The sequence below is a fragment of the Psychromonas sp. SR45-3 genome (assembly GCF_014163575.1).
Lineage (GTDB): Bacteria > Pseudomonadota > Gammaproteobacteria > Enterobacterales > Psychromonadaceae > Psychromonas > Psychromonas arctica.
The window spans coordinates 102,932-117,449 of the sequence record NZ_JACJDP010000010.1 but is presented as its reverse complement, the minus strand read 5'-3'; the positions used below and the strand labels follow the sequence as shown (position 1 = coordinate 117,449).

27 protein-coding genes are annotated in these 14,518 nt (G+C 41.5%); 3 read left to right on the top strand and 24 right to left on the bottom strand.

Annotated elements, in window-relative coordinates; translation table 11 throughout:
- From rpsM to rpsJ, 24 genes are all read right to left on the bottom strand, one after another.
- Positions 1-320: 30S ribosomal protein S13 (rpsM, locus tag H5084_RS08130; protein ID WP_182690123.1), on the bottom strand; the 320-nt coding region annotated here is incomplete at its 3' end.
- Between the two features lie 134 nt (positions 321-454).
- The gene (gene rpmJ / locus H5084_RS08125) at positions 455-568 is read right to left on the bottom strand and encodes a 50S ribosomal protein L36 (RefSeq protein WP_011770886.1); all 114 of its coding nucleotides are present in this window, start codon (positions 566-568) and stop codon (positions 455-457) included.
- A 40-nt stretch (positions 569-608) separates the two neighbouring features.
- Complete coding sequence (gene secY, locus H5084_RS08120; protein WP_028869296.1) at positions 609-1,937, bottom strand: preprotein translocase subunit SecY; 1,329 nt, start codon at positions 1,935-1,937, stop codon at positions 609-611.
- 6 nt (positions 1,938-1,943) lie between these two features.
- On the bottom strand, positions 1,944-2,378 hold the full coding sequence (gene rplO, locus H5084_RS08115; protein ID WP_028869297.1) for a 50S ribosomal protein L15: 435 nt from the start codon (positions 2,376-2,378) through the stop codon (positions 1,944-1,946).
- A 2-nt stretch (positions 2,379-2,380) separates the two neighbouring features.
- Complete coding sequence (rpmD, locus tag H5084_RS08110; protein WP_025563066.1) at positions 2,381-2,563, bottom strand: 50S ribosomal protein L30; 183 nt, start codon at positions 2,561-2,563, stop codon at positions 2,381-2,383.
- 6 nt (positions 2,564-2,569) lie between these two features.
- Entirely contained in the window at positions 2,570-3,070 is a 501-nt protein-coding gene (gene rpsE / locus H5084_RS08105; protein WP_025563067.1) for a 30S ribosomal protein S5, read from the bottom strand.
- 11 nt (positions 3,071-3,081) lie between these two features.
- Complete coding sequence (gene rplR / locus H5084_RS08100) at positions 3,082-3,432, bottom strand: 50S ribosomal protein L18 (protein ID WP_025563068.1); 351 nt, start codon at positions 3,430-3,432, stop codon at positions 3,082-3,084.
- Between the two features lie 11 nt (positions 3,433-3,443).
- Positions 3,444-3,977, bottom strand: coding sequence for a 50S ribosomal protein L6 (rplF, locus tag H5084_RS08095; RefSeq protein ID WP_028869298.1), 534 nt, complete (start codon positions 3,975-3,977; stop codon positions 3,444-3,446).
- Positions 3,978-3,987: 10 nt separating this feature from the next.
- Positions 3,988-4,380, bottom strand: a complete 393-nt coding sequence (gene rpsH / locus H5084_RS08090) for a 30S ribosomal protein S8 (RefSeq protein WP_028869299.1) — start codon at positions 4,378-4,380, stop codon at positions 3,988-3,990.
- Positions 4,381-4,405: 25 nt separating this feature from the next.
- On the bottom strand, positions 4,406-4,711 hold the full coding sequence (gene rpsN / locus H5084_RS08085) for a 30S ribosomal protein S14 (RefSeq protein WP_028869300.1): 306 nt from the start codon (positions 4,709-4,711) through the stop codon (positions 4,406-4,408).
- An 11-nt stretch (positions 4,712-4,722) separates the two neighbouring features.
- Positions 4,723-5,262, bottom strand: coding sequence for a 50S ribosomal protein L5 (gene rplE / locus H5084_RS08080; protein ID WP_025563072.1), 540 nt, complete (start codon positions 5,260-5,262; stop codon positions 4,723-4,725).
- Between the two features lie 12 nt (positions 5,263-5,274).
- Complete coding sequence (gene rplX, locus H5084_RS08075) at positions 5,275-5,589, bottom strand: 50S ribosomal protein L24 (RefSeq protein WP_028869301.1); 315 nt, start codon at positions 5,587-5,589, stop codon at positions 5,275-5,277.
- Positions 5,590-5,599: 10 nt separating this feature from the next.
- Positions 5,600-5,968 (bottom strand): 50S ribosomal protein L14, encoded by a 369-nt coding sequence (gene rplN, locus H5084_RS08070; RefSeq protein ID WP_025563074.1) that lies wholly within the window; start codon positions 5,966-5,968, stop codon positions 5,600-5,602.
- 173 nt (positions 5,969-6,141) lie between these two features.
- The gene (gene rpsQ, locus H5084_RS08065) at positions 6,142-6,393 is read right to left on the bottom strand and encodes a 30S ribosomal protein S17 (protein ID WP_028869302.1); all 252 of its coding nucleotides are present in this window, start codon (positions 6,391-6,393) and stop codon (positions 6,142-6,144) included.
- Entirely contained in the window at positions 6,393-6,584 is a 192-nt protein-coding gene (gene rpmC, locus H5084_RS08060) for a 50S ribosomal protein L29 (RefSeq protein ID WP_028869303.1), read from the bottom strand. Before rpmC ends, rpsQ begins: the two co-directional genes overlap by 1 nt.
- Positions 6,584-6,994, bottom strand: a complete 411-nt coding sequence (gene rplP, locus H5084_RS08055) for a 50S ribosomal protein L16 (RefSeq protein ID WP_025563077.1) — start codon at positions 6,992-6,994, stop codon at positions 6,584-6,586. Before rplP ends, rpmC begins: the two co-directional genes overlap by 1 nt.
- Before the next feature lie 12 nt (positions 6,995-7,006).
- Positions 7,007-7,696, bottom strand: coding sequence for a 30S ribosomal protein S3 (gene rpsC, locus H5084_RS08050; protein WP_025563078.1), 690 nt, complete (start codon positions 7,694-7,696; stop codon positions 7,007-7,009).
- Between the two features lie 3 nt (positions 7,697-7,699).
- Positions 7,700-8,035, bottom strand: coding sequence for a 50S ribosomal protein L22 (gene rplV, locus H5084_RS08045; RefSeq protein ID WP_025563079.1), 336 nt, complete (start codon positions 8,033-8,035; stop codon positions 7,700-7,702).
- Positions 8,036-8,043: 8 nt separating this feature from the next.
- Positions 8,044-8,319, bottom strand: a complete 276-nt coding sequence (rpsS, locus tag H5084_RS08040; RefSeq protein WP_028869304.1) for a 30S ribosomal protein S19 — start codon at positions 8,317-8,319, stop codon at positions 8,044-8,046.
- Between the two features lie 14 nt (positions 8,320-8,333).
- A complete protein-coding gene (gene rplB / locus H5084_RS08035) occupies positions 8,334-9,161 on the bottom strand; it encodes a 50S ribosomal protein L2 (RefSeq protein WP_028869305.1) in 828 nt (275 codons plus the stop codon).
- Between the two features lie 12 nt (positions 9,162-9,173).
- Positions 9,174-9,473, bottom strand: a complete 300-nt coding sequence (rplW, locus tag H5084_RS08030; protein WP_028869306.1) for a 50S ribosomal protein L23 — start codon at positions 9,471-9,473, stop codon at positions 9,174-9,176.
- Positions 9,470-10,075: a 50S ribosomal protein L4 gene (gene rplD, locus H5084_RS08025; RefSeq protein ID WP_028869307.1), complete on the bottom strand. Its 606-nt coding sequence runs from the start codon at positions 10,073-10,075 to the stop codon at positions 9,470-9,472. The genes rplW and rplD overlap by 4 nt, the downstream gene beginning before the upstream one ends.
- 14 nt (positions 10,076-10,089) lie before the next feature.
- Positions 10,090-10,728, bottom strand: coding sequence for a 50S ribosomal protein L3 (gene rplC, locus H5084_RS08020; RefSeq protein ID WP_028869308.1), 639 nt, complete (start codon positions 10,726-10,728; stop codon positions 10,090-10,092).
- A 15-nt stretch (positions 10,729-10,743) separates the two neighbouring features.
- The gene (gene rpsJ / locus H5084_RS08015; RefSeq protein WP_025563085.1) at positions 10,744-11,055 is read right to left on the bottom strand and encodes a 30S ribosomal protein S10; all 312 of its coding nucleotides are present in this window, start codon (positions 11,053-11,055) and stop codon (positions 10,744-10,746) included.
- A 390-nt stretch (positions 11,056-11,445) separates the two neighbouring features.
- On the opposite strand from rpsJ, the gene H5084_RS08010 reads away from it, so the two are divergent.
- From H5084_RS08010 to H5084_RS08000, 3 genes are read left to right on the top strand one after another with little or no spacing between them, the layout of a single operon-like run.
- Positions 11,446-13,503, top strand: coding sequence for a GNAT family N-acetyltransferase (locus H5084_RS08010; protein WP_182690122.1), 2,058 nt, complete (start codon positions 11,446-11,448; stop codon positions 13,501-13,503).
- Entirely contained in the window at positions 13,490-14,182 is a 693-nt protein-coding gene (locus H5084_RS08005) for a pseudouridine synthase (RefSeq protein ID WP_028869309.1), read from the top strand. Before H5084_RS08010 ends, H5084_RS08005 begins: the two co-directional genes overlap by 14 nt.
- Complete coding sequence (locus tag H5084_RS08000; RefSeq protein ID WP_182690121.1) at positions 14,169-14,486, top strand: MGMT family protein; 318 nt, start codon at positions 14,169-14,171, stop codon at positions 14,484-14,486. The genes H5084_RS08005 and H5084_RS08000 overlap by 14 nt, the downstream gene beginning before the upstream one ends.
- Positions 14,487-14,518 lie beyond the last annotated feature (32 nt).

Below are 14,518 nucleotides of genomic sequence, written 5' to 3'. Positions count from 1 at the left end.
CGAGCATTCGTTTTAGAACGCTGTCCACGTACAGGCAAGCTGCGACGATGACGAAGTCCACGGTAACAACCAAGGTCCATTAGACGCTTGATGCTCATAGATACTTCACGACGTAAATCACCTTCAACGGCGAATTTAGCTACTTCTGTACGAAGAGCTTCGATTTGTGTTTCATCCAGATCTTTAAGCTTAGTACTTTCAGCAATACCTGACTCAGCACAAATAATTTGTGAACGAGTCTTACCAATGCCAAAAATAGCAGTTAATGCGATAACTGCATGCTTATGATCAGGAACGTTAATGCCAGCGATACGGGCCACTATGCACTCCTTAAAGTTAACGATTCATTTGTGAAAAGCCCGGTAGGATACTCGACAAATGATAAATTAGCAAACAAAACACAGCTTAGATGAAAATTCACCTAAGCTGCTAATATATCCAAAATCTCTGTAGATTAGCCTTGGCGTTGTTTATGCTTTGGCTCTACGCAGATAACTCGCACCACACCGTGGCGTTTGATAACTTTGCAGTTACGACAGATTTTTTTAACGGATGCACGAACTTTCATTGCAACACTCCGTAGTTAGTATAACTATCAAGCTAGAAAATTATTTTCCGTAGTCTTTCAAGTTAGCTTTTTTCAAGACAGAATCATATTGATTAGACATCAAATGAGTCTGCACCTGTGCCATAAAGTCCATGATAACAACAACAATAATTAATAACGACGTACCACCGAAGTAGAACTGCGTATTCATTGCAACCATCATAAACTCGGGAATCAAACAGATAAAGGTAATATATAACGCACCAGCTAATGTTAGACGCGTCATCACTTTATCAATGTAACGTGATGTTTGTTCTCCTGGACGGATTCCTGGGATAAAGGCACCGCTTTTCTTCAAATTATCTGCAGTTTCACGTGGATTAAACGTAAGTGCAGTATAAAAGAAGCAAAAGAAGATAATAGCAGCAGCATATAACATCATATGCAACGGTTGTCCTGGCTGTAACGCCAAAGAAACATCCGATAACCAGCTTAAACCTTCAGTCTGACCAAACCACTGGGCAATAGTACCAGGGAATAAGATAACACTCGAAGCAAAAATTGCAGGAATTACACCAGCCATATTTAATTTTAATGGCAAGTGAGTGCTTTGAGCAGCAAAAACCTTACGGCCTTGTTGGCGTTTTGCGTAGTTAACAACGATACGTCGCTGACCACGTTCAACAAATACTACAAACGCAGTAGTTGCAAAAACGATAACAATTAATGCTAACAACACTAGAAGGTGAATTTCACCTTGTCGAGCTTGCTCAGCAGTTTGCCCGATTGCCGATGGCAACCCGGCAATAATACCTACAAAGATAATGATAGAAATACCATTACCAATACCGCGCTCAGTTATTTGCTCACCTAGCCACATAAGGAACATAGTTCCAGTCACTAAACTAACAACTGCCGTGATGTAAAAGCTCAGACCTGCATTTTCAACAAGTCCGGGCATCATCGTAGGCAAACCGGTTGCAATACCAATTGCTTGGAACGTACCTAATACCAAAGTACCGTAACGTGTGTACTGGTTAATCTTACGACGACCAGACTCACCCTCTTTCTTTAGCTCAGCTAAAGGAGGATGAACTACCGTAAGCAGTTGGATAATAATAGACGCAGAAATATACGGCATAATACCCAATGCAAAGATAGAAGCACGCTCAAGCGCACCACCAGAGAACATGTTAAACATTTCTATGATGGTACCCTTTTGCTGTTGGAAAAGATCAGCTAGGACAGCGGCGTCAATACCAGGAATTGGAACAAAAGAGCCCGCACGGAACACTAATATAGCGCCTAAAACAAATAGTAAACGAGTTTTAAGTTCGCTTAAATTGCTTCCTTGTGCCGCTTTTGAATCTAATCCTGGTTTCTTAGCCATTACCTATTATTCCTCGATTTTTCCGCCTGCCGCTTCAATTGCAGCACGCGCACCTTTCGTTACACGAAGGCCTTGTACTGTTACTGAGCGAGAGATTTCACCAGATAGAACTACTTTAGCAAACTTAGTTGTGTTTGTTAGTAGACCTGCCTGTTTCAACGTTTCAAGCGTCACAATATCGCCTTCTACTTTAGCAATTTCGTTCAAACGAACTTCACCGCTAACTAGAGATTTACGAGATGTGAAACCAAATTTTGGTAAACGTTGTTTTAATGGCATTTGACCGCCTTCAAAACCAGGACGTACAGTACCGCCTGAACGAGATTTTTGACCTTTGTGACCGCGGCCACCTGTCTTACCTAGTCCAGAACCGATACCACGGCCTACACGTTTAGCAGCAGGCTTAGAGCCAGCCGCTGGAGATAGAGTATTAAGTTTCATTATTACCCCTCAACCTTAACCATATAGTAAACTTTATTAACCATACCACGTACAGCAGGAGTATCTTGCAACTCTACTGTGTGACCGATGCGACGCAGGCCTAGACCTGTTAATGTTGCACGGTGCTTTGGTAAACGGCCAATTGCACTTTTGGTTTGAGTTACTTTAATCGTTTTAGTAGCCATGCTGAATTACCCCAGAATATCACTAACGTTTAAGCCACGCTTAGCTGCGATTTGCTCAGGAGAGTTCATGCTCTCTAGTGCATCCATCGTAGCGCGGACAACGTTAATTGGGTTAGTTGAGCCGTAAGCTTTTGATAGTACGTTCTGTACACCAACAACTTCTAACACGGCACGCATTGCACCACCTGCGATGATACCAGTACCTTCCGATGCTGGTTGCATATATACCTTAGAACCAGAATGACGGCCCTTAACAGGATGCTGCAGAGTGTTACCTTTTAATTGGATTTCGCTGATATTGCGACGTGCTTTTTCCATAGCTTTTTGAATAGCTGCTGGAACTTCACGTGCCTTACCATAGCCGAAACCAACACGACCATTACCATCACCAACAACTGTTAGTGCTGTAAAGCTAAAGATGCGACCACCTTTAACTACTTTTGAAACACGGTTTACTGCGATTAGCTTTTCGTTCAGATCACCGGTTTGAGATTCTACTTTTGACATAATCTTTACCCTTAGAACTGTAGACCAGCTTCACGAGCTGCGTCAGCTAGTGCTGCAACACGACCGTGGTATTGGAAACCGCTACGGTCAAAAGAAATTTTAGAAATCCCTTTCTCTACCGCACGCTCTGCAACTAATTTTCCAATTAGTTGAGCTGCTTCTTTATTACCACCGTTCTTAACTAGTGCAATTACTTCTTTTTCTAATGTAGAAGCGCTTGCTACGACTTGTGCGTCTGCTGTAATTACCTGCGCGTAAGTATGGCGAGGTGTACGGTTTATCACAAGACGAGTTGCACCAAGATCTTGCAATTTCTTACGTGTGCGGGTAGCACGACGAAGACGAGATGCTTTCTTATCCATAGTGTCTTACCTTACTTTTTCTTCGCTTCTTTACGACGCACGTTTTCATCAGCGTAACGAACACCTTTACCTTTATAAGGTTCTGGTGGACGGAATGCACGAATCTCTGCAGCTACTTGGCCAACTTGTTGCTTGTCAGAACCTGAGATGATGATTTCTGTTTGGCTTGGAGCCGTAGCAGAAATACCTTCTGGTAATGCATATACAACAGGATGAGAGAAACCTAAAGTTAGGTTTACATCTTGACCTTTAACTTGTGCACGGTAACCAACACCTTGAAGAAGAAGAGTCTTCTTGAAGCCTTCAGTTACACCTACAACCATATTGTTAACGTTAGCACGTGCAGTACCTGCTTGTGCCCATGCGTCTTTAACACCTTCAACAGGTACGAAAGTTAACACGCCATCTTCAAAATTAACAATAACAGCATCATTAAGAGTACGAACTAATTCGCTTTTACCACTTTTAACAGTGATCTCTTGACCATTTACTTTTACTTCTACGCCAGCAGAAACAGTAATCGGTGCCTTAGCTATACGAGACATAGATTACTCCTTAAGATACGTAACAGATGATCTCACCGCCGATGCTTGCATTACGCGCAGCTCGGTCAGTCATAACACCTTGAGAAGTTGAAACGATCGCAATACCTAAACCAGCCATAACCTTAGGAAGATCATTTGCACCTTTATAGATACGAAGACCTGGACGGCTTACTCGTTTGATAGTATCGATTACTTTTTTGCCTTCGAAGTACTTTAAAGTAACTTCTAATTCAGGCTTTGTGTCACCAGCAACAGCGAAATCTGCAACATAACCTTCTGCTTTAAGCACAGTTGCAATTGCAACTTTTTGCTTAGAAGAAGGCATCTTAACAGATACTTTGCTTGCTGCTTGACCGTTACGAATACGCGTTAGCATATCCGAAATAGGATCTTGCATGCTCATAACTATTTACTCCGTGATTAATTGATTACCAGCTGGCTTTTTTCAGGCCAGGGATTTCTCCGCGCATCATATGCTCACGAACCTTAATACGGCTCATGCCAAATTTACGAAGATAACCATGTGGACGACCAGTAACGTTACAACGATTACGTTGACGTACTGAACTTGAATCACGAGGTAGCGATTGAAGTTCTAACACTGCATTCCAACGATCTTCGTCAGATGTATTTACATTGTTAATTGTTGCTTTTAATGCTGCACGCTTTTCAGCGAACTTAGCAACTAACTTCTCACGTTTTACTTCACGCGCTTTCATTGATTGTTTAGCCATTTTCTAACTCCTTACTTACGGAATGGGAAGTTGAACGCAGACAAAAGTGCGCGTGCTTCTTCGTCAGACTTAGCTGAAGTAGTAATTGTGATATCTAAACCACGTACTTTATCAACTTTATCGTAATCGATTTCAGGGAAAATGATTTGCTCACGAACACCCATAGAGTAGTTACCACGACCATCGAATGACTTAGCATTCAGGCCACGGAAATCACGTACGCGTGGGATAGCGATTGTTACCAAACGCTCAAAGAAATCCCACATACGTGCACCACGTAGTGTTACTTTACAACCAATCGGGTAGCCTTCACGAATTTTGAAGCCTGCCACAGAGCGGCGTGCTTTAGTGATCATTGGCTTTTGACCTGAGATTGCTGCCATATCTGACGCAGCGTGCTCTAGGACTTTTTTATCAGCCAGTGCTTCACCAACACCCATATTAAGGGTGATTTTCTCTATTCGAGGGACTTGCATGACAGACGTATAGTCGAATTGCTTTTGCAAATCAGACACCACGTTGTCTTTATAGAAATCATGCAGTTTCGCCATCGTAAACTCCAGTTACTTCACAAGTTCATTATTAGATTTGAAGAAACGTACTTTTTGTCCGTCTTCTAGTCTAAAACCAACACGATCTGCTTTACTCGTTGCCGAGTTGTAGATCGCAACATTTGATACTTCGATCGGTGCATTCTGTTCAATGATACCGCCAGTTACACCCGCTTGTGGGTTTGGCTTTTGGTGTTTCTTTTGAACATTTACACCTTCAATAATTACTTTACCGTTCGCTAAAACTTGAGAAATTTTCCCAGTTTTACCTTTATCTTTACCGGCAATAACAATTACTTCATCGTCACGTTTTATTTTTGCTGCCATTTTCGGTTCCTTACAGTACTTCTGGCGCCAGTGAAACTATCTTCATGAAATTTTCATTTCGAAGCTCACGGGTTACAGGGCCAAAGATACGTGTACCGACTGGCTGGTTGTTTGCATTCAAGATAACCGCAGCGTTGCGATCAAAACGAATAACAGAACCATCGGGACGACGTACACCTTTTCTGGTACGCACTACCACAGCTGAATGAACATCACCTTTTTTAATTTTTCCACGAGGAATTGCTTCCTTCACAGAAACTTTGATGATGTCACCGATTGCTGCATAACGGCGATGCGAGCCACCAAGGACCTTAATACACATTACGCGTCGAGCGCCACTATTGTCGGCGACATCTAGCACACTTTGCATTTGGATCATTATAGTGCTCCGCTATTTACTATTGATACTCTCTAATGAGTCGTGTTCCCATATTTTCAGGGAGCGGCATCATACCACCAACTTTATTAGAAAGATAGTCTAAAAAAACGGCACTCAAAAAATGAGCACCGCTTAGCTTATGTAATCAAATTTAACTTACTGAAAACAGTAGGTTATGCTTTGGTTACGATTTGTGCCAATGTCCAAGACTTAGTCTTAGATAAAGGACGACATTCACTTACTAGTACAATATCACCTTCATTACATTGGTTTGTTTCATCATGTGCATGTAGCTTTGTAGTACGCTTCATGAATTTACCGTATAACGGGTGCTTCACTTTACGTTCAACAGCTACAACGATAGATTTATCCATCTTTGCACTGATTACTTTACCTTGAAGAGTACGAGTGTTTTTTTCGCTCATTACGCACCTGCCTTCTGATTTAATACTGTCTTAACACGGGCAATGTCACGACGCACTTGTTTGATTGAGTGCGGCTTTTCTAACTGACCTGTGTTTAACTGCATACGTAAGTTAAATTGCTCACGTAATAAGTTTAGAAGTTCAGCATTAAGCTCTTCAACGCTTTTTTCTTTAAGTTCGTTAGCTTTCATTACATCACCTTACGAGTTACGAAAGTTGTTGCCACTGGCAATTTAGCTGCTGCAAGAGCAAACGCTTCACGAGCTAATGCTTCTGGAACACCTTCCATTTCATAAAGAACTTTACCTGGCTGAGTTTGAGCAACCCAATATTCCACGTTACCTTTACCTTTACCTTGGCGCACTTCTAACGGTTTGCTGGTAATCGGCTTATCAGGAAACACACGGATCCAGATTTTACCTTGACGTTTAACATGACGAGTCATTGCACGACGTGCTGCTTCGATTTGACGAGCAGTAATTCGACCACGACCAGTTGCTTTTAGTCCAAATTCGCCAAAGCTGACTTCCGCACCTTTAGAAAGACCACGGTTGCGGCCTTTCATCATTTTACGGAACTTCATACGTTTTGGTTGCATCATAGCGTATTTCTCCTACTTACCGCGACCTTTGCGTTTTGGTTTAGCTGGCGCTTCTTCTTGTTGAAGTGGTAAACCACCAAGAATTTCGCCTTTAAAGATCCAAACCTTAACACCAATGATACCGTAAACAGTCAATGCTTCTGATGTTGAGTAATCAATATCGGCACGAAGAGTATGTAGAGGTACACGACCTTCACGATACCATTCGTCACGAGCGATTTCTGCACCACCAAGACGACCACTAACTTGAACTTTGATACCTTTAGCGCCTAGACGCATAGCATTTTGTACCGCACGCTTCATAGCACGACGGAACATAACACGACGCTCTAACTGAGAAGAGATTGAATCTGCTACTAGTTTTGCGTCAAGTTCAGGTTTACGAACTTCTGAGATATTGATTTGAGCTGGAACGCCCGCCATTTTAGCAATAGCTGTGCGTAGCAATTCAACATCTTCGCCTTTTTTACCAATTACAACACCAGGACGAGCTGTGTGAATAGTCACACGTACGCTTTTCGCTGGACGTTCAATAGTAATTTTAGACAAAGAAGCATTTTTCAATTTCTCTGTTAAGAATTTACGGATTTGAAAATCACTGTATAAGTTATCTGCAAAATCTTTTTTGCCTGCATACCAAGTAGAGCTAAATGCTTTAGTGATACCTAGGCGAATACCGTTAGGATGAACTTTCTGTCCCATTGTTTAACCCCTGTCTGATACCACTACTGTGATATGGCAAGAACGCTTCATGATACGATCGGCACGGCCTTTCGCACGCGGCATGATACGCTTCATTGTTGGACCTTCGTCAACACAAATTTTTGTGATAACTAGCTCATCAACATCAGCGCCTTCATTATGCTCGGCGTTTGCAATTGCAGAATCTACAACTTTCTTAATCAAAACAGCGGCTTTCTTAGGGCTGTATGATAAAAGTTCTAGTGCTTTTTCTACTGGAAGACCACGTACTTGGTCTGCTACCAGGCGCGCTTTCTGAGCCGAAGAACGAGCATATAAATGTTTAGCTAAAGCTTCCATAATTACCTCTATTTCTTCGCTTTCTTGTCCGCGGTATGACCACGGTAAGTGCGCGTTGGTGCAAATTCACCCAGTTTGTGACCGATCATTTCATCAGTTACAAATACTGGCACGTGTTGACGCCCGTTATGGACAGCGATAGTTAGACCAATCATATCAGGAATGATCATAGAGCGACGAGACCAAGTCTTAATAGGCTTTTTCTCGTTACTGTCAACCGCTTTCTCTACCTTCTTCAGCAAGTGTAGGTCAATAAAAGGACCCTTCTTGAGAGAACGTGGCATGGCGATACCTCTACTTATTTCTTATTGCGACGACGAACAATATACTGATCAGTTTTCTTGTTCTTACGAGTTTTGTAACCCTTAGTTGGAACACCCCAAGGAGAAACAGGATGACGACCGCCACTTGTTTTACCTTCACCACCACCATGTGGGTGATCTACTGGGTTCATTACAACACCACGAACGGTAGGACGAACACCACGCCAACGCGTAGCACCAGCTTTACCTAATTGGCGTAGCATATGTTCTGCATTACCAACTTCACCGATTGTTGCACGACACTCAGCAGGGATTTTACGCATTTCACCACTACGTAAACGTAGAGTAACGTAAGCACCATCACGAGCTATAATTTGGCTGTATGAACCAGCAGAACGTGCAATTTGTGCACCTTTAGCGGGTTTCATTTCTACAGCATGTACTGTAGTACCTACTGGGATATTACGCATCGGTAAGCAGTTACCTGCTTTAATTGATGCATCTTCACCAGATTGGATCATATCACCAGCAACCATGCCTTTAGGGGCAAGGATGTAGCGACGTTCACCATCAGCATAAAGTACTAGTGCGATATTTGCACTACGGTTTGGATCATATTCCAAACGCTCTACTTTTGCCGGGATACCATCTTTATTACGTTTAAAATCAACTAAACGATAGTGTTGTTTATGACCACCACCGATATGTCGAACCGTAATACGACCGCCATTATTACGACCACCAGATTTAGATTTTGACTCTAAAAGTGGAGCGTATGGCTTGCCTTTATGCAGATCGTTATTTACCACTTTAACTAAGTGGCGACGACCTGGAGACGTAGGCTTACATTTTACAATAGCCATAAAATAATTCCTCTACTCAGCGCCATCGAAACTGATATCTGCACCTTCAGCCAGAGTAACGTATGCTTTTTTCCAGTCGCTACGGCGACCCATACGTTGACCTGAACGCTTGGTTTTACCCTTCACGTTTAGTGTGCGAACACCAGTAACTTCAACATCAAATAACTTCTGAACTGCCGCTTTGACTTCTGCTTTAGTCGCAGTACCTGCAACTTTGAACACCATAGTGTTATGGTTTTCAGCAGATAAAGTTCCCTTTTCAGAGACATGCGGGGCTAGAATAACTTGCAGTAAACGTGCTTCACTGATCATGCTAGGCTCTCCTCAATCTTTTTCACTGCATCAGCAGTTACTAAAACTTTATCAAACGCGATTAGGCTAACTGGGTCAATGCCTTGCACATCACGAACGTCAACTTTGTACAAGTTGCGCGCTGCTAAGAATAGATTTTCATCTAATTCTTCAGTGATGATTAATACATCTTTAAGATCCAGGTCTTTTAATTTAGCTGCAAGCTCTTTAGTTTTCGGAGCCTCAACAGTAAATTTCTCGACAACGATTAGACGATCCTGACGAACTAACTCAGAAAGAATACTTCTCACTGCACCACGATACATTTTTTTGTTAACTTTCTGGCTATGGTCCTGTGGACGAGCTGCAAAAGTTACACCACCACCAACCCAAATTGGGCTGCGGATTGTACCTGCACGTGCGCGGCCAGTACCCTTTTGACGCCATGGTTTTTTACCACCACCGCGAACTTCACTACGGGTTTTCTGAGCGCGAGTACCTTGACGAGCACCAGCTGCATATGCAACGACTACCTGATGTACAAGGGCTTCGTTGTATTCACGTCCAAAGGTAGTGTCAGAAACTTCAAGAGCACTTTGTGCATCTTTCAATACCAATTCCATTACTAACTCCTCGGCTATGCTTTAACAGCAGGTTTGATGAATACGTCGCCATTTTTCGCACCAGCTACTGCACCTTTAACGAGCAGTAAGTTGCGTTCAATGTCTACGCGTACAACTTCAAGGTTTTGAGTCGTAACACGCTCAGCACCCATGTGACCAGCCATTTTCTTGCCTTTAAATACGCGTCCAGGTGTTTGACATTGGCCAATTGAACCTGGAGCACGGTGGCTAATAGAGTTACCGTGAGTCGCATCTTGCATAGAGAAATTCCAACGCTTAACAGCACCTTGGAAACCTTTACCTTTAGATTGACCAGTAACATCTACTTTGTTTATTTCGTTGAACAACTCAACGCTTAGCTCAGCACCAACTTGAATATCTGCACCTTCGTCTTGACCAAGGCGGAATTCCCATAAACCACGACCTGCTTCTACACCTGCTTTCGCAAAGTGACCAGCTTCAGGCTTGTTTACACGGCTTGCTTTTTTAGAGCCAGCAGTTACTTGAATAGCTTGGTAGCCATCAGTATCAAGTGATTTAACTTGAGTAACACGGTTAGGTGAACATTCTAGAACTGTAACTGGAATAGAGACACCATCTTCAGTGAAGATGCGAGTCATACCAACTTTACGACCTACTAGACCGATTGTCATTGCGATAACTCCTCTCTAACCCAAACTGATTTGAACATCAACGCCAGCAGCTAAATCTAGCTTCATTAGTGCGTCAACAGTCTTTTCAGTTGGTTCTACGATATCAATCAAGCGCTTGTGAGTACGAATCTCATACTGATCACGTGCATCTTTATTTACATGCGGTGATGTCAGTACTGTGAAACGCTCTTTACGAGTAGGTAGTGGAATAGGACCACGTACCTGAGCACCTGTGCGCTTTGCAGTTTCAACGATCTCCGCCGTTGATTGATCGATCAATTTATGATCAAAAGCTTTAAGGCGGATACGGATTCTTTGGTTCTGCATGGACCAAAACTCCTAGTTAAAAATACAACATACAAATATACACCTGACAACCTATCCTAGATAGACCTCAAGTGTATATTCAAACTAGTAGCTCCCCAATTGGGAGACATTTTTGATAACCAATGATTCTGTTTTACAACAAAATCTGGCTATGGGTTAAAAAAACCCACCTGCCATATTGGCAAGTGGGCGTATAATACATTAACTACTTACTAAAGCAAGCAGTTATTGCCTATTTGTTTAAAAAACATTCAAAAGGATCTGTCTGACATTATTTGTACTTGGATCCAAGGTTAAAGGGGTGGTTGCTAGTATTAACACTCTCTTTTTATGTTACATTTTATGCTTATCGTGCAATCCATACTCATTTTATTGTTATTAGGATCTCCTGTGTCGGCTGCCATTAACTTTTACCAACAACGTAAACATATAGCAGAAAAATCTGCGCACAGACAGTTATGCTGCTTGCAAGGTAGTGACCTCTGGTGCCAGCAACAAGCACTGAGTATTATCGAGCACAGTGCCCTTCCCTATCGATGGTGTGGAGAAGCACCCTCATCAATAACATGCAGTGATGCTAAATCACTGCTAGGCCAAGATGTGTGCTTATTAATTTTGAATATGCACAAAACATTTGATGCCAATATGTTTGCGGCTGCTGAAGGCTCTGTATGTGCAGGGTCGGTTATTGTTTTATTACTTCCAGAGCAACAAAGTGAAATAGATTGTTTTTCTCATTACATGCAACAACAGCTTAAACGACATCAATTTCCAATATTGCTAGAAAATCAATCTATAGCAAATACACAGCCACACATCGTAACTGCAAAACCTTCCCCACTATTACGACAACATTTAGATATACCAGAACAACAACTCGCGATACACAAAATTATCAAAACCGTTACAGGGCATCGTAAACGTCCTTTAGTATTAACGGCAAATAGAGGAAGAGGAAAATCTGCAGCGCTTGGTATGGCGGCAGCTAAATTAATTAATCAAGGCTTAATGAAGATTATTGTTTGTGCACCGAGTAAACAAGCTGTAACTACTTTATACAAACACGCTAAATTAACCATTAATGATGCAAATAATTTACAACGATTACAATTCATAGCACCTGATGCATTGAATATAGAACAGCCAGCATGTGACTTATTGATCATCGATGAAGCGGCAGCTATCCCCATTAAACTGTTAGCTCAGTTTGCACAACGCTATTCTCGTGTTGTATTTGCCACGACTCAATTTGGTTACGAAGGTTCGGGGAGAGGATTTGCACTACGCTTTCTACAACAATTAAAGCTTATTTCACCTCAGTATCGAACTTTCCAGCTTGAACAGCCTGTGCGTTGGGCCAAAGGTGATCCAGTAGAAGCTTTTACTTTGAGTAGTTTATGTTTGATGGAATCGACTCTTGCAATGCATACATTAGAATCCCAACAGAAAACTCAAATCCGTGTGCTCAAAAAAACTGAATTGCTGCAATCAGGTACATTATTAAATCAAATTTTTTCGCTGTTGGTTAATGCCCATTATCAAACCAAACCTTCTGACTTAGTAGCTTTGTTAAACGATCAAGATTTAACACTGATTGTAATGCAACAAGAAGATAAAATATTAGCAGTGGCTTTAGTCAAACATGAAGGAGGGCTTGATAACATTACTAGCGAACAAATTTATCAAGGCAAGCGCCGTCCTGTTGGGCACTTAATCGCGCAATCACTGACTTTCCATAGCGGATTCGAACTTGCTGCTACTCAACGTTTCGCTCGTATACAGCGCATTGCTGTACAACCCGATCTGCAACAACAATCCTTTGGTAGCCAATTATTAAACTGGATAGTTGATTGGGCAACAACGCACGCATTTGATCACCTATCCGCTAGTTTTGCTGGAAGCGACTATTTACTGCGTTTTTGGTTAAAAAATCAGTTACAAGTATTACGCATTGGCACCCGCAAAGATAAAAGTAGCGGACAACACTCATTGATGGTTAATTTACCTTTAAGTCAGCAAGGTGAAGAATTACATCATCAAATACAGACTGAATTCCATAAACAGGTTAAAGTACAACTTAGTCGACAACTTAACCAATTAGACGCATCATTAGTGGCAATTTTATGGCCACAAATAGTAGTAACCAAGTCAATTCAGAATATAAAGCAATCATTATCAGCTTATATTAATGCGCATCGCGGTTATGAGAATGTTGAATACCTTTTAATTGAGTTATTACATATTACGTCGCTAAAGGGGTTAACTCAGCAACAACAAAGGTGTGTGATTGAAAAAATCATTCAAAATCACAGTTGGCAAAGTATCGTCCAAACACATCAATTTAGCGGACAAAAACAGGCGCAAACTTTTTTAAAAAACTGTATCTGCGATTTACTTACAAAAACCACGACGACCGAAGAGAATACACAACATAATGAGACTCGATAAATTTATCTGTGAATCAACAGAATTAACACGTAGCGAAGCAAAAAGTGCAATCCGTAAAGGCTTGATCAGTAATCAAACAGGCACCTTACGTAGTGGCTCTTATAAAGTAGATGCTAACGATATTATTGAGCTTAAAGGCAAAGTGCTCACAATCCGAGGGTTTCGCTACATTATGCTTAATAAACCGCAAGGATATATTAGCTCTAATGTTGATGAACAAATGCCAAGCTTATTAAACCTAATCGATATAGAAAAAAAGCAGAATGTGTTTATTGCCGGACGATTAGATGCTGATACAACGGGCTTAATTCTAATCACAGATGATGGTCAATGGTCGCACCAAGTTACTAGCCCACGTAAAAAATGTGAGAAACGTTACCGCATAACGCTACAAGACCCAATCAACGATGAAGCCGTTGCTTTATTTGCAGAAGGTATTCAATTAAAAAGTGAAACGAATCCTTGTTTACCAGCAAAACTACAAGTGCTTTCAGATCATGAGGTGTTGTTAACCATCAGTGAAGGGAAATACCATCAAGTAAAACGTATGTTTGCTGCGGTAGGCAACTTTGTGACAACCTTACACAGAGAACAAATAGGCAATGTAGAATTGGATCATAACCTAGCACTCGGTGAGTCTCGTTTTTTAACGGAGCAAGAGGTCAATGGATTCAAATAAGCCTTTTAACCAACAATGCTATGACCTGCTACGCCAAATACCAAAAGGCAAGGTGGTCACTTATGCAGATATTGCACATCGTCTAGGTGGCAAAGCTTATCAAGCAGTCGGTAATGCAATGGCTAATAATCCTGATGTCATTATTGTGCCTTGTCATCGTGTAGTTAATAGTAACGGTGCGATAGGAAAATATGCATTAGGTACAGAAAAGAAAATAACTTTATTGCAAGAAGAAGGTGTTGAACTTGATACTGATAAAGGCAAAGTACTTAATTTAGACAAGCAACGTCATACTTTTTTATAAAGTCTAAGTACGTCACTTAACCTAATACTCTA